General features: G+C 60.4%; 18 protein-coding genes. 7 read left to right on the top strand and 11 right to left on the bottom strand.

Annotation, left to right across the window (positions count from 1 at the left end; translation table 11 throughout):
• Positions 1 to 54 precede the first annotated feature (54 nt).
• A complete protein-coding gene (locus PspS35_RS20945) occupies positions 55 to 606 on the top strand; it encodes a redoxin domain-containing protein (protein WP_159936624.1) in 552 nt (183 codons plus the stop codon).
• 65 nt (positions 607 to 671) lie between these two features.
• Here PspS35_RS20945 and PspS35_RS20940 read toward each other — a convergent pair whose 3' ends face one another.
• From PspS35_RS20940 to PspS35_RS20925, 4 genes are all read right to left on the bottom strand, one after another.
• Positions 672 to 1,949, bottom strand: coding sequence for an outer membrane protein transport protein (locus PspS35_RS20940; RefSeq protein ID WP_159936623.1), 1,278 nt, complete (start codon positions 1,947 to 1,949; stop codon positions 672 to 674).
• A gap of 146 nt (positions 1,950 to 2,095) precedes the next feature.
• On the bottom strand, positions 2,096 to 2,578 hold the full coding sequence (locus tag PspS35_RS20935; protein ID WP_159936622.1) for a hypothetical protein: 483 nt from the start codon (positions 2,576 to 2,578) through the stop codon (positions 2,096 to 2,098).
• A gap of 281 nt (positions 2,579 to 2,859) precedes the next feature.
• Positions 2,860 to 3,084 carry a hypothetical protein gene (locus tag PspS35_RS20930; protein WP_003175353.1) on the bottom strand — a complete coding sequence of 75 codons (225 nt, stop codon included), beginning with the start codon at positions 3,082 to 3,084 and terminating at the stop codon, positions 2,860 to 2,862.
• Positions 3,085 to 3,527: 443 nt separating this feature from the next.
• The gene (locus PspS35_RS20925; protein ID WP_159936621.1) at positions 3,528 to 3,833 is read right to left on the bottom strand and encodes a hypothetical protein; all 306 of its coding nucleotides are present in this window, start codon (positions 3,831 to 3,833) and stop codon (positions 3,528 to 3,530) included.
• 458 nt (positions 3,834 to 4,291) lie between these two features.
• On the opposite strand from PspS35_RS20925, the gene PspS35_RS20920 reads away from it, so the two are divergent.
• Positions 4,292 to 4,615 (top strand): hypothetical protein, encoded by a 324-nt coding sequence (locus PspS35_RS20920; RefSeq protein ID WP_043293316.1) that lies wholly within the window; start codon positions 4,292 to 4,294, stop codon positions 4,613 to 4,615.
• Positions 4,616 to 4,790: 175 nt separating this feature from the next.
• Positions 4,791 to 6,155, top strand: a complete 1,365-nt coding sequence (gene rmuC, locus PspS35_RS20915) for a DNA recombination protein RmuC (RefSeq protein WP_174244885.1) — start codon at positions 4,791 to 4,793, stop codon at positions 6,153 to 6,155.
• A gap of 122 nt (positions 6,156 to 6,277) precedes the next feature.
• Here the strand turns inward: rmuC and PspS35_RS20910 are convergent, their stop codons facing one another.
• The 3 genes from PspS35_RS20910 to PspS35_RS20900 all read right to left on the bottom strand — a co-directional run bounded on the left by PspS35_RS20910 (position 6,278) and on the right by PspS35_RS20900 (position 10,860).
• The gene (locus PspS35_RS20910) at positions 6,278 to 9,748 is read right to left on the bottom strand and encodes a PAS domain-containing hybrid sensor histidine kinase/response regulator (protein ID WP_159936620.1); all 3,471 of its coding nucleotides are present in this window, start codon (positions 9,746 to 9,748) and stop codon (positions 6,278 to 6,280) included.
• A gap of 120 nt (positions 9,749 to 9,868) precedes the next feature.
• Positions 9,869 to 10,252, bottom strand: a complete 384-nt coding sequence (locus tag PspS35_RS20905; RefSeq protein ID WP_159936619.1) for a YbaN family protein — start codon at positions 10,250 to 10,252, stop codon at positions 9,869 to 9,871.
• Between the two features lie 20 nt (positions 10,253 to 10,272).
• Positions 10,273 to 10,860 (bottom strand): YecA family protein, encoded by a 588-nt coding sequence (locus tag PspS35_RS20900; protein WP_159936618.1) that lies wholly within the window; start codon positions 10,858 to 10,860, stop codon positions 10,273 to 10,275.
• Positions 10,861 to 11,137: 277 nt separating this feature from the next.
• Here PspS35_RS20900 and recQ point away from each other — a divergent pair, with 277 nt between their 5' ends.
• A complete protein-coding gene (gene recQ / locus PspS35_RS20895) occupies positions 11,138 to 13,264 on the top strand; it encodes a DNA helicase RecQ (RefSeq protein ID WP_159936617.1) in 2,127 nt (708 codons plus the stop codon).
• 121 nt (positions 13,265 to 13,385) lie between these two features.
• Positions 13,386 to 13,820: a MarR family transcriptional regulator gene (locus PspS35_RS20890; protein WP_028617350.1), complete on the top strand. Its 435-nt coding sequence runs from the start codon at positions 13,386 to 13,388 to the stop codon at positions 13,818 to 13,820.
• A gap of 89 nt (positions 13,821 to 13,909) precedes the next feature.
• Here the strand turns inward: PspS35_RS20890 and PspS35_RS20885 are convergent, their stop codons facing one another.
• Entirely contained in the window at positions 13,910 to 16,099 is a 2,190-nt protein-coding gene (locus PspS35_RS20885; RefSeq protein WP_159936616.1) for a patatin-like phospholipase family protein, read from the bottom strand.
• A gap of 84 nt (positions 16,100 to 16,183) precedes the next feature.
• On the opposite strand from PspS35_RS20885, the gene PspS35_RS20880 reads away from it, so the two are divergent.
• A complete protein-coding gene (locus PspS35_RS20880; protein WP_159938097.1) occupies positions 16,184 to 16,471 on the top strand; it encodes a SelT/SelW/SelH family protein in 288 nt (95 codons plus the stop codon).
• Positions 16,472 to 16,510: 39 nt separating this feature from the next.
• Here the strand turns inward: PspS35_RS20880 and PspS35_RS20875 are convergent, their stop codons facing one another.
• From PspS35_RS20875 to PspS35_RS20865, 3 genes are all read right to left on the bottom strand, one after another.
• Positions 16,511 to 16,792, bottom strand: a complete 282-nt coding sequence (locus tag PspS35_RS20875; RefSeq protein ID WP_159936615.1) for a hypothetical protein — start codon at positions 16,790 to 16,792, stop codon at positions 16,511 to 16,513.
• A 132-nt stretch (positions 16,793 to 16,924) separates the two neighbouring features.
• Complete coding sequence (locus PspS35_RS20870; protein WP_159936614.1) at positions 16,925 to 17,809, bottom strand: DMT family transporter; 885 nt, start codon at positions 17,807 to 17,809, stop codon at positions 16,925 to 16,927.
• A gap of 98 nt (positions 17,810 to 17,907) precedes the next feature.
• The gene (locus tag PspS35_RS20865) at positions 17,908 to 18,657 is read right to left on the bottom strand and encodes a helix-turn-helix domain-containing protein (protein WP_159936613.1); all 750 of its coding nucleotides are present in this window, start codon (positions 18,655 to 18,657) and stop codon (positions 17,908 to 17,910) included.
• A 133-nt stretch (positions 18,658 to 18,790) separates the two neighbouring features.
• Here PspS35_RS20865 and PspS35_RS20860 point away from each other — a divergent pair, with 133 nt between their 5' ends.
• On the top strand, positions 18,791 to 19,600 hold the full coding sequence (locus PspS35_RS20860) for a UDP-2,3-diacylglucosamine diphosphatase (protein WP_159936612.1): 810 nt from the start codon (positions 18,791 to 18,793) through the stop codon (positions 19,598 to 19,600).
• Positions 19,601 to 19,659: the final 59 nt, after the last annotated feature.

Below are 19,659 nucleotides of genomic sequence, written 5' to 3'. Positions count from 1 at the left end.
GGGTATGTCGATCTGTTAAGTTCGATTCCTGAACTCTTGAGAGGACGTTTCGACATGCAGATGCGCTGGCTGGCTGTACCTGTGCTGATGGCGGCTTTTGGCGGTGTGGCGTTGGCTGCCGATTGTCCGCCCTTGCTTGAAGGCCAATTGCCCAAACTGCGCGCCAAGGAATCCATCGATCTGTGCCAGCGCTTTGCCGGCAAACCGCTGGTGATCGTCAATACTGCGAGTTTCTGCGGGTTCGCGCCGCAGTTCAAAGGCCTTGAAGCCTTGTATCAGCGTTACAAGGACCAAGGGCTGGAAGTGATCGGCGTGCCGTCCGATGACTTCAAGCAAGAAGCCAAGACCGGCGAAGAGACCGCCAAGGTCTGCTACGTGAATTACGGCGTGACCTTCACCATGACCGAGCCGCAGAAGGTCAAGGGGCCGGACGCTGTGAATCTGTTCAAGGTGCTGGCGCAGCAGAGCAACGCGCCGAAGTGGAATTTCTACAAGTATGTGGTCGATCGCCAGGGCAAGGTGATCGCCGATTTTTCCAGCCTGACCAAGCCAGACAGTCCGGAGTTGATCAAGGCCGTGGAGGCGGCGATAGCGTCCAAGCCTTGAACGTCGGCCACTAAAAAGCCCCGCCTCCTGTGCAGGAGAGCGGGGCTTTTTTACACCGGTCTGAATCAGAAGGTGTAAGTCATGCCCAGGCCGAAACCGTTGGCACTGTTTTCGTACTTGGCGCTGTAGTTGAACGGCGCAGACGTGTTATTGACCTTGATGTCTTCTTCCTTGAGGTAGGAGTAAGCCAGGTCGACCGTCATGTTATCCATCACTTTGTAGCCCAGGCCAACACTGAAGATTGTCCGGTCGCCGGTAGGAATACGTGGCGAGCGGTCTTTGTTGTTGGTGGGCGACTGATCGAAGGTCAGACCGGTACGCAGTACGACCTGCTTGGTCAACTGGTACGAAGTACCCACGGCGTAGGCCCAGGTGTCGTGCCAGTTCTGCTCTTCGGTGATGCTGCTGATACGGGATGGGGCCAAGGCACCGCCGTTTGCCGCAGTCACACCCTCGTTGTTGACGGTGATCTCTTTCAGGCGGCTCCAGCGTGTCCAGGTTGCACCGCCGTACAGTTTCCAAGCGTCAGTCAGGTCTTGAGTGACCGACAGGTCGTAGGATTCCGGCGTTTCAATTTTCAGCGACGCGTCGTAACGGTTGTTTGCCAGGAAACCTTGGGTCAAAGGAGGGCCGGACACTTCGGTGTGGCCTTCAAGCTTGTACTTGACCTTGGAGTGGTAGGTCAGGCCCACGCGGGTGGTGTCGGTGGCCTGGACCAACACACCAACGTTGAAGCCAATCGCGGTGTCATCGCCTTTGATTTTGACGTTGGTGTCGGGCTGTGTGAGGCTCAGGGTCTTGTCCGACTCCAGCACACCGGAAATCCGGTTGATGGTCGGGCCAAAACCGATGGATACCTTGTCGTTGAACGCATAGCTGACAGTCGGCTGGAAGGTCATGACCTTCACTTCGCTCTTGCTGCCGAAGCCACGGCCCTGGAAGCCGTTTTCATAGTCGGTCACCAGGCCGAATGGTGCATACACACCAAAGCCGATGGCCCACTGATCGTTGAGTTTGTTGGTGTAGAAGCCGAATGGCACCGCGGTGAACGGAACCATGTCGCCTTTGTTGGAGCCGCTTGGAAGGCCCTTCGCATCTTTGATATTGGTCGATGCGTCAATCGCAGCAACGCCGCCCGTGATTTGCTGGCCATTGAGGCGCGACATACCGGCAGGGTTACCGTAAACGGTGCTTGCATCATCGGCAGAAGAGGAGCGACCTGCGAAACCCGTACCCATCCCGCTGACGCTCTGTTCGTTCAGTGCGAAACCGCTCGCGAACAGTTGGGAGGATGCCATGGCAACGGCGAGGCTAAGTGTGGTCTTGAGCATTACTTTTTTCATTATTAGAACTCCGTGGTGATCACCGCTGCGGAAAGTACCAATAAAATTAACATCGCGCTATAGGCTGTAATGTAGGAGATAGAGCTGTTTTGTAGGACAATCCGACCAAAATTGAGGTTTTTTGGCGAATCTTGCAAATCGCCCGGTCAGCAGACCGAGTGATTCATGGGGGAAACACAGGTTTGCCAGGTTTGAGTGAAATCACGCAGTCGTCCCTGGGGATGAAATATTTCTTTCCAGATACGTGCCATGGCTAAAACATCGCCGGGCGGTGGCAGGGCGGGGCAGTGTTGTTCTACCAGCAGCCAGGCGATGGCCGTGGCGTAACGCAGGTTGACGGTGAGTTCCAGTTGCGGCGCGCTGAGGAAGGCGTGTTGGCTGGCCAGCCCGCGTACCAGGCTGGCACGCTCGGGGTCCAGTGCCAGGTAGGTGTCCCACAAGGCGCGGTGGCGAGGTTCGGTGATGCTGTACAGGCCGTGGCCGCGGCGGTCATGCAAGGCTGAGCCCAGTTCTGACTGGCTGGCCGCGATACCCAGCAGCAAGGACTCAGCCGTCGGGCTCTGCTGGCCGAGGTACATCAGCGTCGGCCGGATTACATAACGACACAATTCACTGGCAGCGATACCCATACAAGCCTCAATCCGTGAAAGTGGTCGACGAGGCCTGAGAAGGTGGGGGCTTGGCAGCAGTGGATCGGATCTCAGGCTCGCCGGAAGCGGATCATGCCGCTTGAGTTGAAGTGTAGTGTCATATTCATGATGTAAAGGCCTGTTTTTAAAACATCTTATTCATCCAGTTATAACGTTTATATCGATTTGAACTTAGTGCAACTGCACGAAACAGAAATCGCAGGCAATAAAAAAACCTGTGTTTTAAACAGGGTTTTTTGTGTTTCAGCGACTCGGGTCGATCAGGCAACCAGTGCCTGACGGGTACGCTCGATCACAGCCTGCAGCGGTTCGGCGCTGGAGTATTGATCGGGGTACAGGCGTTCGCTATGACGGGCGATGCCGTGTTCGTTGACCAGGGTGAAGCTGAAGCAGCCTTTGCGAGCGGCCATGATCAGGCAGTTCATTGGAGCAAAAGCGTTGGTGAGGGTGCGAATGGCATCCTGAGTATGGATTTGAGCGTTCATATTATTGGTGTTCCTACAAATGACACGGATAAGAGCCGTGCAACGTTAAAACGTTCCAGTAACGTTGATCACCATTGATCAAACGAAGAACCCGACTGGAACAAAGCAGCCAGTTTGAAGCGCTATTAAATTAGGCGCGCTTAGGCTGGCAGGTAGGTACTTAGGAGGGCAGGCAACACAACAGGGGCAAAGGTTCTGGGCCCAGGGTGAAGATCCTGATCAATTTGCAGGTTGGTTCGGTCAGAGTATGTAAACTTCGCGACACCCTTTGCTTGTTCAAAGGCAGTGTCGTCGCAAGTGATACCTGGAAACCATCGAGGTGGTCGATCCCGTGTTGTTCAGGGGAGTTGTTCGACCAGAATTGACTTTCAGCTTGGTACTAACGCCGCGGATAGTAACGGATTGAAACGGCGAAGGGAAGTGTGATAGTCAAATAAATTCTCTCAGCCGCCCAGCAGGCCACGATAGACCAGCACCGTGGCGGCGGCTGCCAGCGAACAGCCCAGCCCGTAGGCGGCGAGTGTCAGGCGCAGGGACTGCCCGGTCTCGACCACCTTCATCACATCGCCCATGTCATTGATGCGGCCCTCACCGAGTTCGATACACAGGCTCACTGCCGTGAAGGCGGCCGACAGCAAGATTGCGATGGCAAACAACGCGCCATCCGGCGATGGCAGCACGGCATTGATCGCCAGGGAAATAACGCAAATCAACAGCAATAACCCGGTGAATATCATGATTCCTTTCATCGACCCTCCCAATGTTGCGCTGCCGGTCAAGCAGTGTGGCGAGCGTGCAAGGGTTTGAAAAGTCCCTGGTGCGCCCTGGCGGTAACATTTTTTAAGCCAATTGCTTCAAAAAAAGCGCGGGTTATAACCATCGTAGGGGTACTTGTGCACATTAGTTGCCAGCTGTGTAACCACGCTGTCACGTGCCATGCTGCGCCGCCATTTGCCTGCAATGGAAATTTAAGTCAATGAAAAATCTGGCTTTTTTTAATTGGTGAAAAAATCGTCAGTTTGACTGCGGGCCCCGCTGCATGGGCGTTTGCGAGCGTTAAAGGGGGGTTGTCCACTGAGTTATCCACAGCTTCTGTGGATTGTCCCGAGCGCTTGCTCTAGAACGGGCGTGCATGGTTTTTTTCAGCTTTACCTGTACGAAAAAAAGAGTAGAGTGGCGCGCCTTCCGTTCTGTCCCACAGTGTTTTATGAAGTTTCGCTCAGTATCACCCTCTGTTACCGACACACCACAGACTGTTACCGCACCCAAGCGCTTTTCCTTGAAAGTTGCCCTGTGGTTGCTCGATAGCCCGCGCCTGGGGCACAGCACCAACGTCAAACACTTCGCCGGGCGCTTGCTCAAGCAGCCGGCCCGCGAGGGCGTGGTTGCCGCACAGAGCCGCCTGGGTCAATTGATGTGCCGTGAGTGTGGCAACGCCCGTGATCGCCGTATCGGCCACGACCTGCTGCGCCTGGCCGCCCGTGCCGGTGACCGCCGTGCCCAACGTGAACTGGGCCAGGTCGAAGACTGAGCTGTCCTCGCGCCCTATGCTTGGTTAACCTTGCTCCTTTTCGGTGATGGCAGAAATGGCTATGGCTTTTGACTGGACCAGTATTGCCCTGGGCCTTACTGGCGCAGCAGTGCCTTTATTGGCAGTGTGCTGGCAGATACAGCGGCGGCTGACTGCGCGCACTACCGGCTGGGAACTGCTTGAAGAGCGCTTGGCGACTGCGCAACTGGCCCAAGAAGGCCTCGCCGCGCAACTGGACGCCAGCCGCGACGAAATCAGCGACCTCAGCCAGGCCAACGCTGCCAAACAAGCCGACCTGGCTGCGGTGCGCCGCGAGGTCGAACTGTTGCAGATCGACCGCGACAATGCCCGCGACGCTGCCCACGCCTGGAACCTTGACCGCAGCGCCAAGGAAACCGAACTGCGCCGCCTGGACGCCTTGGCGTCCGGCCTGCGCGCTGAACTGCGCGAACAGCAGGACAGCCATCAACAGCGCCTCACCGACCTGCAAGGCTCGCGAGACGAACTGCGTGCGCAGTTCGCCGAGCTGGCCGGCAAGATCTTCGACGAGCGCGAGCAGCGCTTTGCCGAAACCAGCCAGGAACGGCTCGGCCAGTTGCTCGACCCGTTGAAGGAACGCATCCAGTCCTTCGAAAAGCGCGTGGAAGAGAGCTATCAGAACGAGGCACGTGAGCGCTTTTCCCTGGCCAAAGAGCTTGAGCGCCTGCAACAACTGAACTTGCGTCTGTCAGACGAGGCCACCAACCTGACCCGTGCCCTCAAGGGCCAGAAAACCCAGGGTAACTGGGGCGAACTGATCCTCGAACGTGTGCTGGAACATGCCGGGCTGGAGAAGGGCCGTGAGTACCAGACCCAGGTCAGCCTCAAGGGCCCGGACGGCGAACGCTTCCAGCCGGATGTGTTGATCATGTTGCCCGGTGACAAACAGGTGGTGGTGGACTCCAAGGTCAGCCTGACGGCGTATCAGCAGTACGTCGCGGCCGATGATGAGGTGATCGGCCAGGCGGCCTTGAAGCAGCATGTGCTGTCGCTGCGCAATCATGTCAAAGGCTTGGCCGGCAAGGATTACAAACGCCTGGAAGGCCTGCATAGCCTGGATTTCGTGTTGCTGTTCGTGCCGATCGAAGCGGCGTTTTCTGCCGCCTTGCAGGCTGAGCCGAACTTGTTCCAGGAAGCCTTCGACCGCCATATCGTGATTGTCAGCCCCACGACCTTGCTCGCCACCTTGCGGGTGATCGACAGCCTGTGGAAGCAGGAGCGCCAAAGCCAGAACGCCAGGGAGATCGCCGAGCGTGCCGGGTGGCTGTACGACAAGTTTGTGTTGTTTATCCAGGACCTGGACGAAGTGGGCAACCGTCTGCAGCAGTTGGATAAAGCTTACAGCGCAGCGCGGAACAAACTGACAGATGGACGCGGAAATCTGGTCAGCCGCACCGAACAACTCAGACTGCTCGGCGCCCGCGCCAGTAAAAGTCTGCCGGCTGATTTGCTGGAGCGGGCCATGACCGACTCCGACGGCGTGGCACACCTCCCCGAATAAACGCAGAGCTAAATGTGGGAGGGGGCTTGCCCCGATGGCGGTAGACCAGTCGCCAGGTGTTTGGCTGCTATACCCTCATCGGGAGCAAGCGCCCTCCCACCTCTTTACCGGGTACATCCGGTTTACAGAGGTAAGTGCCTGCTGAGCAACGCCCGCAGCGCCGCCGGCTTCACCGGCTTGGCCAAATAATCCAAGCCGGCGGCATGCACCTCGGCCACCATCTCGGGACGGCCGTCCGCACTGATGACTACGCCGGGGATCGGCTCCGCCAACTGTGCCCGCAGCCACCCCATCAATTCAGTGCCGGTCTCGCCGTGGTCCAGGTGGTAATCCACCAACGCCAACTGCGGCCGCACGCCTTCTGCCAGCAGCGCCGCGCATTGCGCCTGGTCGGTGGCGGTCCACACCTCGCAGCCCCAGCGCGTCAGCAGGCTGCGCATGCCAATCAGGATGCTCTCTTCGTTATCCACGCACAGCACCTGCGCGCCGCTCAGCGGCAAGCCATTTTCTTGGGGGGCCTTGGCCTGTGGGCTGGTTTGATTGCGCGCCAGCGGTACGCGCACGCTGAATACGCTGCCCTTGCCGGGCCACGAACGCACGCTGAGGCGATGGCCCAGCACGCGGCACAGGCCGTCGGCGATTGCCAGGCCCAGGCCCAGGCCTTTCTCGGCGCGGGTCTGGTGGCTGTCCAGGCGTTTGAACTCTTCGAAGATCACCTTCTGTTTATCCTGCGGGATACCGGGGCCGCGGTCCCATACTTCCAGGCACAGCTCGCCCTTGCGTCGGCGCACGCCAAGCAGCACCGGGCCATCGGCATAGCGAAAAGCGTTGGTCAGGAAGTTCTGCAGGATCCGTCGCAGCAGCTTGATGTCGCTGTCGATGCGCATGCGACTGCCGCGCAGGCGAAACCGCAGGCCTTGCTCCTGGGCCAGGGCCTTGAATTCCGCGCCCAGGGTGTCGAACAGTTCGTTGAGCACAAAGGGCTGGCGTTGCGGGTTGATCTTGCCGTTTTCCAGGCGCGAGATATCCAACAAGTCGCTGATCAGGTCTTCGGCGGAGCGCAGCGAACTGTCCAGGTGCTGCACCAGTTGCCGGGCTTCGCTGGAGAGGCCGTCGTTCTGATGGGAGAGGGCAGCGGAGAACAGGCGTGCGGCGTTCAGCGGTTGCATCAAGTCATGACTGACTGCCGCGAGGAAGCGAGTCTTCGACTGGCTGGCGGACTCGGCCACGCCTTTGGCATCGGTGAGTGCCACATTGAGCTGCGACAGTTCATGGGTGCGCTCGGTCACCCGTTGCTCAAGGCCTTCGTTGGCTTCGGTAAGTGCCTGCTCGGCTTCGCGGAACGCTGTAATGTCGGTGAAACTCATGACAAAGCCGCCGCCTGGCATCGGGTTGCCGATCAGCTCGATTACCCGCCCATTGGGAAACAGCCGTTCTGAGGTGTGAGCGCGGCCCTGGCGCATCCAGTGCAGGCGTCGCGCCACATGTACTTCGGCTTCGCCTGGGCCGCACAGGCCGCGTTCGGCGTTGTAGCGAATAATGTCGGCAATCGGCCGACCAACGCTGATCAGCCCGTCAGGGTAGTTGAACAACTCCAGGTAACGTCGGTTCCAGGCCACCAGCTTGAGGGACTGGTCCACCACGCTGATGCCCTGGGTGATGTTTTCGATGGCGCCTTGCAGCAACGCGCGGTTGAACTGCAGCACTTCCGAGGCTTCGTCGGCGATGCGTACTACGTCCTCCAGTTGCATTTCCCGCCCTTCAATCGCCGCTTTTACTACAGCGCGCGTCGAAGAAGCGCCGAGCACACCGGCCAATAGGCGTTCGGTGTGGGCAATCCAGTCGTTGTCGGCATTCTGATTGGGGTTGAAGCCTTTGCCCTGGCGATAGGCGAAGCGGATAAAACTCTGCTGGGCGCGCTCTTCACCGACAAAACGCGCCGCGAGGCTGAGCAGGTCGCTGATCTGTACCGAGAGCATCGAGCGGGCGTTGGCGCGCTGGCTGATTTCCTGGCCGATAAAGCGCCCGGCTTGCCAGTGTTCAGACACGCGGGTACGCGACAGCATCGACACCCACACAAACAACGTGAAGTTGCCTGCCAGGGAGAACACGGTGCCCAGGGTCAGTGACGTGACGGACAAGCCGAGCGGGTGGGAATGCATCCATGTCAGCCCTGGGAAAAGGCTGAGGGACCAGCCCAGGCTTTTCGCGGTTACGGGTAGGACCAGGGTGTAGAACCACAGGAATGTACCCGCTGCCAACCCGGCAAACACACCCCTTCGGTTGGCCTGTTTCCAATACAGCGCGCCGAGCATCGCGGGGGCGAGTTGGGTGACGGCGGCAAAGGCGATCTGGCCGATGGTGGCCAGGCTCGCCGTAGAGCCCAGCAGGCGGTAGCTGACATACGCGAGCAGCAAGATGATCACGATGCTGACCCGGCGCACCGAGAGCATCCAATGACGGAACACCTCGAAAGGTCGTTCGGCGCTGGAGCGCCGCAACAGCCACGGCAGCAACATATCGTTGGAGACCATGGTCGACAGGGCGATGCTCGCCACAATCACCATGCCGGTGGCCGCCGATGCGCCGCCGATAAACGCCAGCACCGCCAGCGCCGGGTGGGCTTCGGCCATAGGCAGGCTGATCACGTAGGAGTCGGGCAGCACCGAACCGGGCAGCAGCATTTTGCCGCCGAGGGCGATGGGGATCACGAACAATGCGGCAAGGATCAGGTAAGCGGGAAAGACCCACTTGGCCACGCGCAAATCCTGGGGGTCGATGTTTTCCACCACCGTCACATGAAACTGGCGCGGTAGGCAGATGATCGCCATCATCGCGACGCCGGTCTGCACTACCATCGATGGCCAGTTGACGGTTTCCTTCCAGTATTCCTCCAGCCGTGGTGCCAGCATCGCTTGGCTGAACAGGTCACCGAAACCGTCATACAGGCCGTAGGTTACAAACGCGCCGACGGCGAGAAACGCAAACAGCTTGACCAAAGATTCAAACGCAATCGCCAGCACCATGCCACGGTGGTGCTCCGTGGCGTCGAGGTTGCGCGTACCAAACACGATGGTGAACAACGCCAGCACCAGCGACACGATCAGTGCGGTGTCCTGGGCGCGGGTGCCGGTGGTGTCGGCCCCCGCGCCGATCAGCAGGTTCACCCCCAGCACGATGCCTTTGAGTTGCAGGGCGATATACGGCAGCACGCCCACCAGGCAGATCAGCGCGACCACCACAGCCAGTGACTGGGACTTGCCGTAGCGTGCGGCGATGAAGTCGGCGATGGAGGTGATGTTTTCCTGCTTGCTGATCAGGATCATCTTTTGCAGCACCCAGGGTGCCAACACCAGTAACAGCACTGGCCCTAGATAGATGGGTAAAAACGCCCACAGCTGTTCGGCGGCCTGGCCTACGGCACCGAAGAAGGTCCAACTGGTGCAATACACCGCCAGCGACAGGCTGTACACCCAGGCGCGCACACGTGGCGGCAACGGAGCGCGGCGACGGTCCCCGTAGAAGGCAATGGCAAACATAATGGCCATATAGGCCAGGGCAACGGCGGCGATCAGCCCGCTGGACAGCGTCATGGTAACTCCGAGCATAAGAACACCCAGGCATTCCAGGCCCGGTTGGACAGTCTCGCATGATGGCCGGGGTTAGTCAGTGTCGACCAAGGTCGTGTGGGATCTAATGTCGCAGGGAGGCGTTCAGCGTGGCGGCAGGGTTTTCTGGCGCACGATGTAGATCGTCACCAGCACCGCACTGGTCAGCATGAACCCTCGTGCCCAGGGCAGCGGCACCAGGTAACAGGACAGGCCGATGCTCAGCCACATCAAGCCGATGGCGTAGACCTTGCCTTTGAGCGGGATGCCGTTGCCGTCCAGATAGTCACGAATCCAGGGGCCCAGGCGCGGGTGTTCCACCAGCCAGTGGTAGAAGCGCGGGGAGCTGCGGGCGAAGCAGGCAGCGGCGAGCAGGAGGAAGGGTGTGGTCGGCAATACCGGTAGGAAAATGCCGATCACCCCTAGCGCCACGCTCAACCAGCCGATGGCCAGCAGTGCGTAGCGCAGGAGGAGCGAGCGATTGCCCATGGGTGTCACGGGCAAGCGACTCAGTGGTGACGTGGCTTGAGGATTGCCGGTTTTTCGTCAGGGGCGTTGCACAGCAGGTACAGGGCGGTCAGGGCTTCCGGGATCTGTACGATCATGTCGTCCATCAGGTTGGCGTCGGCGGCGATGTCGGAAAATTCCGGCTGGTCGTCGAACAGGCCCGAACCGACCATGATCGGCAGCAGCATTTCGCTGACTTCTTCCTCGGCGGTTTCGAACCAGGCGGCTTCGCGCAGGAACACGCCTTCCATGAAGCCAATGCACCAGCCGCGCAGGTCGGAATCGTCCGGCTCTTCGCCCAGGTCCAGCTCGCACGGCAGCTCGAATTCCTCGTCGGACGCCAGTTGGCGACCGATGTGGGCTTTGAGGGCCAGCAGGGTGGCTTCGATTTCTTCGCGCTGGGCAGCGTCGGCGTAGTGCGGCTCTTCGGCGAAAAGCGCGTCGATCCACTCACGGTCGGGTACGACTTCGGCGCAGATCGAAAGGGCGGTCAGGTAGCCGTGGGCGGCCACGTAGTCCAGCGCCTCGTCATGCAGCTCGTCGGCGTCGAGGAAGGCTTGCAGGCGGGTTAGTTGCTCAGCGAAGGACATTGAAGGACTACCTTGGGAATAAACGATGCTGAATTCTAGGCCTTCTTGCGCGCCCAAGCCAGTCGGCATGCATATTTGCCAGCTTTGGAGGCGGGCAGCAATTCGTCAGTGGCGCCCTTTGGCAGATGACGCTCGGGTATACTGCCGCGTTTTGTGATGCCCCTGCAGGCCAAGCGCCAGGCCGAGAAAACTTCGCTTACGGATTATTTTTCGTGTACTCGTTTTTTTCGGCCAGCCTGTACAGAGGGATTTCGGCACTATTTTGTTGGAGTTATACATGCTCGATCAGGCTCAACGCGTCCTCAAGGACATCTTCGGCTACGACAGTTTTCGTGGCCGCCAGGGTGCGATCATTGAGCGCGTGGCCAGCGGCGGCGATGCCCTGGTACTGATGCCTACCGGTGGCGGCAAATCGTTGTGCTTCCAGGTGCCTTCGTTGCTGCGCAACGGGCTGGCGGTGGTGGTGTCACCGCTGATCGCATTGATGGATGACCAGGTGGCGACCCTGGAAGAACTTGGTGTCGCCGCCGCCGCGCTGAACTCCACCCTTAGTGCTGAGCAGCAGCGCGACTTGGCCGCACGTATCAAGCGCGGTGAGGTGAAGATGCTCTACCTGGCCCCCGAACGCCTGGTGCAGCCGCGCATGCTGGCCTTCTTGCAGAGTCTGGAAATTGCCCTGTTCGCCATCGATGAGGCGCATTGCGTCTCGCAATGGGGCCATGATTTCCGGCGCGAATATTTGCAGTTGGGTCAATTGGCCGAACTCTTCCCCGACGTTCCGCGTATCGCCCTGACAGCCACCGCCGACAAGCGCACCCGCGAAGAAATCGTCGAGCGCCTGCACCTGCAGAACGCCGAGCGTTTCCTGTCGAGTTTCGACCGCCCGAATATCTTCTACCGTATCGTGCCCAAGGAGCAGCCGCGCAAACAGTTGCTGGCGTTCCTCTCCGAGCGCCGCAGCGATGCCGGCATCGTCTATTGCCTGTCGCGCAAGAAGGTCGATGAAGTGGCCGCGTTCCTCTGTGAACAGGGCTACCCGGCGCTGCCATACCATGCCGGCCTGCCCAACGAAACGCGCTCGGCCCACCAGAAGCGCTTCCTCAATGAGGAAGGCCTGATCATGGTGGCAACCATCGCGTTCGGCATGGGCATCGACAAATCCAACGTGCGTTTCGTGGCCCATATGGATTTGCCCAAGTCCCTTGAGGCGTACTACCAGGAGACCGGACGTGCCGGCCGTGATGGCCTGCCGGCGGATGCCTGGATGGTCTACGGCCTGCAGGACGTGGTCATGCTCAAGCAGATGTTGCAGAACTCCGAAGGCGATGAGCGCCACAAGCGACTGGAGCAGCACAAACTCGACGCCATGCTCTCGCTGTGCGAAGAGACCCGCTGCCGTCGCCAGACCTTGCTGGCGTATTTCGACGAAGACATGCCGCAGCCGTGCGGTCACTGTGACAACTGCATCGATGGCGTGCAGACCTGGGACGCCACCGAGCCCGCGCGTCAGGCACTGTCGACCATCTACCGCACCGGCCAGCGTTATGGCGTGGGCCACCTGGTGGATGTGTTGCTGGGCAAGGACAACGAGAAAGTCCGCAGCTTCGGCCACGAAAAACTCTCGGTCTACGGTGTTGGTAAAGCCCGCGCCGAGGGCGAGTGGCGTTCGCTGTTCCGGCAGATGGTCGCGCGCGGCCTGGTGGACATCGATATCGAAGGCTACGGCGGGCTGCGGCTGAACGACAGTTGCCGTGCGCTGCTCAAGGGTGAGGTGAGCCTGGAGTTGCGCCGTGACCTCAAGCCACAGACCACCGCCAAGACCAGCACCAGCCAGGCCAGCCAGCTTGTACGGGGCGAGGAACGCGAACAGTGGGAAGCGCTGCGTACCCTGCGACGCAAACTGGCCCAGGAACACAGCGTGCCGCCCTACGTTATTTTCCCCGACTCCACCTTGCTGGAAATGCTGCGCGAGCAGCCCACCACCATGGCCGAGATGGCGCGGGTCAGCGGCGTCGGTGCGCGCAAGCTGGAGCGTTATGGCCAGGCGTTCCTCGAAGTGCTCGGCGGCCAGGCCGACGCACCGAAGGAAATTGCCGATATTCGCCACGAACTGATCAGTCTCGCACGCGCTGGCATGACCCCGATCCAGATCGCCGGCCAACTGCAATGCTCGGAGAAAAACGTCTACACCTTGCTCGCCGAATCCATCGGCCAGCAGCAGTTGTCTCTGGAGCAGGCCCTTGATTTGCCGGAAGATTTGCTTGGTGAAATCCAGGATGCGTTCCTCGACGGAGAAGGCGAGTTGCCACCCGTTGCCGAGATCGCACCACTGTTTACCGGGCGTGTTCCTGAGGGCGTTTTGTACTGCGTACGGGCCGCCTTGCAGTCTGAATTCGAAATTTAGTGTGCCAATTACGACAATGTAACGAATCAGTACATAGCAACTCTTGCCTACGGGCATTGCTCATGCTTAGCTGACTAATAATTAGCCATACTCTCTTTTCAGTCTAAAACATGAGTTTTTTATGCCGTTAACCGATCAACACCGTTTTGGCATGCAACTGGCGCAAATGTCCCGGGGTTGGCGCGCCGAGCTTGACCGCCGCCTGGCGGGGCTTGGCTTGTCCCAGGCGCGCTGGCTGGTGTTGTTGCACCTGGCCCGTTTTGAAGAAGCACCCACTCAGCGTGAGCTGGCACAAAGTGTTGGCGTCGAAGGGCCGACCCTGGCTCGGTTGCTCGACAGCCTGGAAGGTCAGGGCCTGGTGCAACGTCAGGCGGTGGTGGAAGATCGTCGCGCCAAACGCATCCTGCTGTGTGACACCGCCCGGCCGCTGATCGAACAGATTGAAACCATCGCCACGGCCCTGCGCCACGAGCTGTTCGTGGGTGTGGACGAAGCCGATTTGAGTGTGTGCATGCGGGTGCATGGTCACATCCTGGCGAATCTGGAAAAGTCCTGATCTAAACGCTGATTATGCCCGGCTGGCTTGCTGTGGTGAGCGGGCCCGCTCACCACAATTCAGCGCTTCAGCACGGGTTCAGCGTAGCGTCAAAACGTCTGCCCCAGGTTCAAGTACACCGCCTTCTGATTGTCGTCATTGAACCCGTAGCTGAAATTCAGCGGCCCCAGCGGCGTATCAAACCCCAGGAAAATACTCGCAGCGTTGATGTAGCCGCTGTCGAATTCATTGTCGTTGTTCCAGGCCCGGCCCCGCTCCAGGGACGCGCCCATATACAACGGGAAATCCAGCGGCAGGTAAGAGCGCGGCGTCAGCCGGCGGTAGTACACCGCGCGCATCAAGCTGATGTTCTGTCCGGAAATCGCATCCTGGCGGAAACCCGACAACTGCCGTGCACCGCCCAGCAGAAAGCTGGAAATCACCACGTCCGAATCATCCAGGGTGCGCCCGTAGCGACCACCCAGTACCAGGGTGTCCGGGCCATGGCTCATGGCTTTGTCCAGCTTGAACTCCCATTGCCGGTAGCGCTGGTCCGAGCCCAATCCTGGTTCGAACTCGCGGTACGCCAGGCCGATGTCCTCGCCGGAGTGCGGGAAGTACACGTTATCCAACGAGTCGAAGGAATATTTGAGCTCATAGAAGCCTTCGCTGAAGCTCACGCTCGGCAGGTCGCGGTCGCCAATGCGCACATCCGCCTTGCCCCAGGCTTCGCCGACCCCGAAGCGAATCTCACCACTGTTGCCGATCTGGCGCCCCACGTTCAGACCGAAACCATAACGTTCCAGGCGGTATTCGGAGATGGGATCGTTGTCCAGGATCAGCTCGACGTTCTGCGCCTGGGCACTGAGGTAGGGCGCGATGAAGTAGCGTGAGCCCGCATCCATCGGTTGGTAGAACTCGCTGTACAACTCCTGCCGGTCACCGATCTGCACGCGCGTCAGCCACTCGGCGCCGAGGCGGTTGATGCCGTTCATGCGGTAGCTGGCGCCGAGGTTGAAGGCGCTGTCGCCGCGCATATCGTCCGATAGGTTCAAGCCCAGGCGCAGGTAGTCGGTGCCGCTGCGCTTGCCGCGTGCGCTGATCACCAGGGTGTTGTCCTGGCCCTTTTTCACCACGCGGTATTGGACCTGTTCGAAATAGTCCAGGCCGTAGAGGGTGCCCATATCGGTTTGCAGGCGGCCAAGGTTCAAGGGTTCGCCCAGGGGTTGGCGGATGTAGTAGCGGATCACGTCGTCGCTGACTTTCGAGTCGTTCTCCAGCTTGATCGCGGTGATCACCGGGGTACGCTCGCCCGGCGTACGCGCAGCCACCAATTCGGGGTCGACCGGTTCGGCGGGGCGCAAATGGGCCAGGCGCAGGTCGAGGGCACGGGTGGCGCGGTAGCCGGCGTCGATCATGTCCTTGGCACGGCCGAAATCGGTCACGCCGTAGGCGGCCAGGGGCGGCTGGATCAGCACGTCCTTGGGGTTGAGGGCCTTGAGCTGTTCTTCGGAGTTGCGCCGGGTCATCAGGGTAATGGACTGGTTGAGCACATCCACCACGGTCGCCAGTTGCTTGCGCGAGCGCAACGGTGTGCCGATGTCGACCACGATGGCGATGTCCACGCCCATCTCCCGCGCCACATCCAGTGGGATGTTATCGGTCATGCCGCCATCCACCAGCAGGCGCCCATCCAGCTCCACGGGGGCGAACACCGCCGGGATCGACATGCTGGCGCGGATCACCTGGGGCAGGTGGCCCTTGCTGAACACTACCTTTTCGCCGGTGGTGATATCGGTGGCCACGGCGCGGAAGGGGATCGGCAGTTTGTCGAAATTGCGCGTGTTGCTGCTGTGGGCGAACATGCTTTCCAGTAGCAGCGCCAGGTTCTGGCCCTGGATCACCCCAAGCGGCAGGCCGAGGCTGCCGTCATCGCGAAAGCTGAGTTTCTGTTTGACCAGGAAATCCCGGTCATCCTGCTTGCGCCGAAACGGCACGTCTTCACGCGGCGGCGCGTCGGACAACGCTTGCTGCCAGTCGATACTCAGCGCGAGCTTTTCCAGTTCGTCGATCTTGTAACCCGAGGCATATAGCCCGCCGATCACCGCGCCCATGCTGGTGCCGGCGATGGCGTCGATATGGATACCCTGTTCCTCCAGGGCCTTGAGCACACCAATATGCGCCAGGCCACGGGCGGCACCGCCGGACAGCACCAGGCCGATTTTCGGCCGTGGCGGTTCAACGGCGTCTGCTAGCAGGGGGATCAGGCAGAGGAACAGGCAGGACAGCAGGCGGCGCATCAGGAATCTCAAGGCTGGGCGATAAAGGCCGGTATTATAGCCACTCGATCCCCATCCCTCGTCATGCCAGGAATTTGTCAAATGATGTCCGTCAGCAAACCCGAGATCGTCATCACGTATTGCACGCAATGCCAGTGGTTGCTGCGCGCCGCGTGGCTGGCCCAGGAACTGTTGAGTACGTTTGCCGAAGACCTTGGCAAAGTGTCGCTGGAACCGGCGACTGGCGGAGCATTTCGCATCACCTGCGATGGCGTGCAGATCTGGGAGCGCAAGGCTGATGGTGGCTTCCCGGAAGCCAAGGTGCTCAAGCAGCGCGTACGCGATCAGATCGACCCGCAGCGTGACCTGGGGCACAACGACCGCACGCAGTGAAGGTCACCGCCATCGGCTGGCGGTGACTGATGGGGGCCGCTACTTGGCGGCCATTTTGCTTTTGACGAAGCCCACGACCCACGTCAGCACCAGGCCACCGACGCCACCGCCGACAATATTGCTGCCGACCGCCGCCACATCCAGCGCCTCGCCGCCCGAGGTACCCGTCAGCGCCGCTGCGACCTGGCCCAGCACGAGCCCGCCGATACCGCCCAGCATGGTGTTGAGCCCGGTCCCCAGGCTTTGTTTGGTCATGCCGGCCAAGTTGCCGCCGATGACACCGCTGATGATCTGAACCAGCAAGCTGATAAACATTTCCATGATGAAACCCCTGCATCGCGTTTAAGGAGTGACCACTCGCTTGCAGCAACTGCAAAGAACACCACGGCTGTCGTCGAGCTGTCAGTTATCCGTTGAACGACTACAGACTGTTGCGGATGTTTAAAGTATAGATCAGGCCGTTGCAGTCGGCTGTTTGGCCTGGCTGGCGCTGCCCATCAGCCCCGAGAGCACAATGGCGACGATGATCAGCGCGCCCCCCAGCAGCATGCGCAGCGTCGGCGTTTCGGCAAACAGCAGCCAGGCAACCGTGATGCCGTAGACCGGCTCCATGGCAAATACCACCGAGGCGGTACGCGCCTTGATCACCGCAAGGCTGGCGACAAACAGGCTGTGGGCCAGGCCGGTGCAGAACACGCCGAGCAGGCCGATCCACAACCAGTCCAGCGCCCGCACATCGGCCAGCCCCGGCGCGGCGACGGGCAACAGGCACGCCGCGACCACGACGTTCTGGCACAGCGCTGCCTGTACGGCGGGAATGCGCCCGGAACTGGCGCGGTTATTCAGCGACAACAACGAGAACAGCAGCCCCGAGGCGATACCCCAGAGCAGGCCGCCGGTGGCGGCGCTGGCCAGGTTGAAGTCCGGCGTCACCAACACCAGGCCAACGGTGACGAGCGCCACCAGCACCACTTCATTGGCGCGAATGCGTTCGCGGAAGATCAGCCCTTCAAGGATCACGGTAAACGCCGGAAAGGCCGTAAAGCCGAGGGTGGCGACGGCCACGCCAGCCACTTTGACCGCCATGAAGAACGTCACCCAATGCGCCGCCAGTAGCACGCCGCTGACCAACAGGCGTTTCCAGTCGCGCAGCTCCAGGGTTTTCCACGGGGCGTTGCTGGCGAAGCGCGCAAACACTGCCAATGCGATCACGGCAAACGCGGCGCGACCGAATACGATAATGGCCGGCGAGGCGGCCGCCAGCTTGCCGAATACGCCGGTAAGGCCAAACATCAGTGCGCCGATATGCAGGGCGCCGAGGGCTGAGCGGGGAGTCATTGCGATCCTTGAACCAACGGGGTGACAGAATCGCAGTCTAGAGGCTGCGGGTATGGGCGTCTGTCGCGCAGCTCGCGATTTTTAGCGCAAGACTCTTCCTACGTTACGCGGCGCAATGCCCCAGGTGATGCGCCAAACTCGCGCAACATGGCGGCGGCAAAGGCGCTTTGGGAGGTGTAGCCGACACGCTCGGCGATTTCACCGATGGGCAGCGGCGTCTCGCGCAGCAGGTTCAAGGCCAGTTGCAAACGACGGCTGCGGATGTAATCCATGGGCGTTTGCCCGCATTCGGCGACAAAGCGCGCGTGCAGGCGCGCCACCGACAGATCGGCGATCCGCGCCAGGTCGGCGACCTGCAGCGGATGGGCGACGTGCCGTTCGATATGCGCATTGAACGCCGCGTACGGCAGGCGCCGGCCGGGCACCGGTTGGGGCAGCGAGTGATTGAGGCTGGCCAGCAACAGCACCGCGCCCTGCTGCACGATCAGCGGGTCATCCACCGGGCTGTGGGCCAGCCATTGCACCAGTTGGTGTTGCCGCGAATCCAAGGCCAGGCGCGTCGGTTGGTCGAGCAGGCGGCGGCTGGCATCGGCGTGCTCGCCCAAAGATTGCACTACCCAGTGCTCGGTGGGCACATCCAGTACCAGGCAGCGGCTGCCATCGCGGCTGCCGCAGGCATGATGGGCGCAGAAGGGCAGCACCATCACGCTGCTTTCACGCACCTGGCTGCCACGGCCATCGACTTCCAGGTCCAGGTGACCGGACAGGCCGAACACCAACTGCGCATGGTCATGGCTGTGGTCGATGGGCGCTTCGAGGTAGTGGCGTAGCGTGAGGCTCGGTCCCATCGCTGTCTCCTATGCAGGTCGCCAGTCTACAACGCTTCGCGGCCGCACGCGTTGTCATCAGACTGACGCGCCGCTGTCATGGGCTATTAATCGCCGTGGCGCAAGCTCGCGAAAACAGCGTCGAGGGATGCCCATGACCAGTGCCGAGTTCACCAAACCCAGCCGTAAGCAACGCGTGCGTACCCTGTGGATTTCCGATGTGCACCTGGGCACCCGGGATTGCCAGGCCGAACATTTGTCGCAATTTCTCAAGGGCTACCACGCCGACAAGGTGTACCTGGTCGGCGATATCATCGACGGCTGGAAAATGCGCGGCGGCATGTATTGGCCCCAAGCCCACACCAACGTCATCCGCCGTCTGCTGACCATGGCCAAGCGCGGCACCGAGGTGATCTACGTCACCGGTAATCACGACGAGTTCCTGCGGCGCTATTCCAAGTTGATCCTGGGCAATATCCAATTGGTCGATGAGGCCGTGCACGTGACCGCCGATGGCCGGCATTTGCTGGTGATCCACGGCGATCAGTTTGACGTGATCACCCGTTATCACCGCTGGCTCGCCTTCCTCGGCGACTCGGCCTATGAGTTCACCCTCACCCTGAACCGCTGGTTGAACCACTGGCGAGCGCGGTACGGCTATGGTTATTGGTCGCTGTCGGCGTACCTGAAGCACAAGGTCAAAACCGCCGTGAGCTTTATCAGCGATTTCGAAGAAGCCATCGCCCACGAAGTGACCAAGCGCGAATTGCATGGCGTGGTGTGTGGGCATATTCACCATGCCGAGATTCGCAAGGTGGGCGAGGTGGATTACCTCAATTGCGGGGATTGGGTGGAGTCGTGCACGGCGTTGATCGAGCACTGGGATGGGCAGATCGAGTTATATCGGTTGGCGGATGCGCAGGCGAAAGAGGCGCTGCTCAAGGCCGAGATGGTCGCAGGCTGAAGGGGGTGCTCGGTCAAAATGTGGGAGGGGGCAAGCCCCCTCCCACAATGAGTCCCGTT

The organism is Pseudomonas sp. S35, from assembly GCF_009866765.1.
Taxonomy (GTDB): domain Bacteria; phylum Pseudomonadota; class Gammaproteobacteria; order Pseudomonadales; family Pseudomonadaceae; genus Aquipseudomonas.
Note: the sequence above shows the minus strand (reverse complement) of the source record. Positions and strands in the feature narration are given on the sequence as shown.

What these genes read in the sequence shown, in the direction of transcription:
- PspS35_RS20945 (WP_159936624.1), top strand. Translation starts at nt 55, where the DNA reads ATGCAGATGCGCTGGCTGGCTGTACCTGTGCTGATGGCGGCTTTTGGC.
- PspS35_RS20940 (WP_159936623.1), bottom strand. Translation starts at nt 1,949, where the DNA reads ATGAAAAAAGTAATGCTCAAGACCACACTTAGCCTCGCCGTTGCCATG.
- PspS35_RS20935 (WP_159936622.1), bottom strand. Translation starts at nt 2,578, where the DNA reads ATGGGTATCGCTGCCAGTGAATTGTGTCGTTATGTAATCCGGCCGACG.
- PspS35_RS20930 (WP_003175353.1), bottom strand. Translation starts at nt 3,084, where the DNA reads ATGAACGCTCAAATCCATACTCAGGATGCCATTCGCACCCTCACCAAC.
- PspS35_RS20925 (WP_159936621.1), bottom strand. Translation starts at nt 3,833, where the DNA reads ATGAAAGGAATCATGATATTCACCGGGTTATTGCTGTTGATTTGCGTT.
- PspS35_RS20920 (WP_043293316.1), top strand. Translation starts at nt 4,292, where the DNA reads ATGAAGTTTCGCTCAGTATCACCCTCTGTTACCGACACACCACAGACT.
- PspS35_RS20910 (WP_159936620.1), bottom strand. Translation starts at nt 9,748, where the DNA reads ATGACGCTGTCCAGCGGGCTGATCGCCGCCGTTGCCCTGGCCTATATG.
- PspS35_RS20905 (WP_159936619.1), bottom strand. Translation starts at nt 10,252, where the DNA reads ATGGGCAATCGCTCGCTCCTCCTGCGCTACGCACTGCTGGCCATCGGC.
- PspS35_RS20900 (WP_159936618.1), bottom strand. Translation starts at nt 10,860, where the DNA reads ATGTCCTTCGCTGAGCAACTAACCCGCCTGCAAGCCTTCCTCGACGCC.
- recQ (WP_159936617.1), top strand. Translation starts at nt 11,138, where the DNA reads ATGCTCGATCAGGCTCAACGCGTCCTCAAGGACATCTTCGGCTACGAC.
- PspS35_RS20890 (WP_028617350.1), top strand. Translation starts at nt 13,386, where the DNA reads ATGCCGTTAACCGATCAACACCGTTTTGGCATGCAACTGGCGCAAATG.
- PspS35_RS20885 (WP_159936616.1), bottom strand. Translation starts at nt 16,099, where the DNA reads ATGCGCCGCCTGCTGTCCTGCCTGTTCCTCTGCCTGATCCCCCTGCTA.
- PspS35_RS20880 (WP_159938097.1), top strand. Translation starts at nt 16,184, where the DNA reads ATGTCCGTCAGCAAACCCGAGATCGTCATCACGTATTGCACGCAATGC.
- PspS35_RS20875 (WP_159936615.1), bottom strand. Translation starts at nt 16,792, where the DNA reads ATGGAAATGTTTATCAGCTTGCTGGTTCAGATCATCAGCGGTGTCATC.
- PspS35_RS20870 (WP_159936614.1), bottom strand. Translation starts at nt 17,809, where the DNA reads ATGACTCCCCGCTCAGCCCTCGGCGCCCTGCATATCGGCGCACTGATG.
- PspS35_RS20865 (WP_159936613.1), bottom strand. Translation starts at nt 18,657, where the DNA reads ATGGGACCGAGCCTCACGCTACGCCACTACCTCGAAGCGCCCATCGAC.
- PspS35_RS20860 (WP_159936612.1), top strand. Translation starts at nt 18,791, where the DNA reads ATGACCAGTGCCGAGTTCACCAAACCCAGCCGTAAGCAACGCGTGCGT.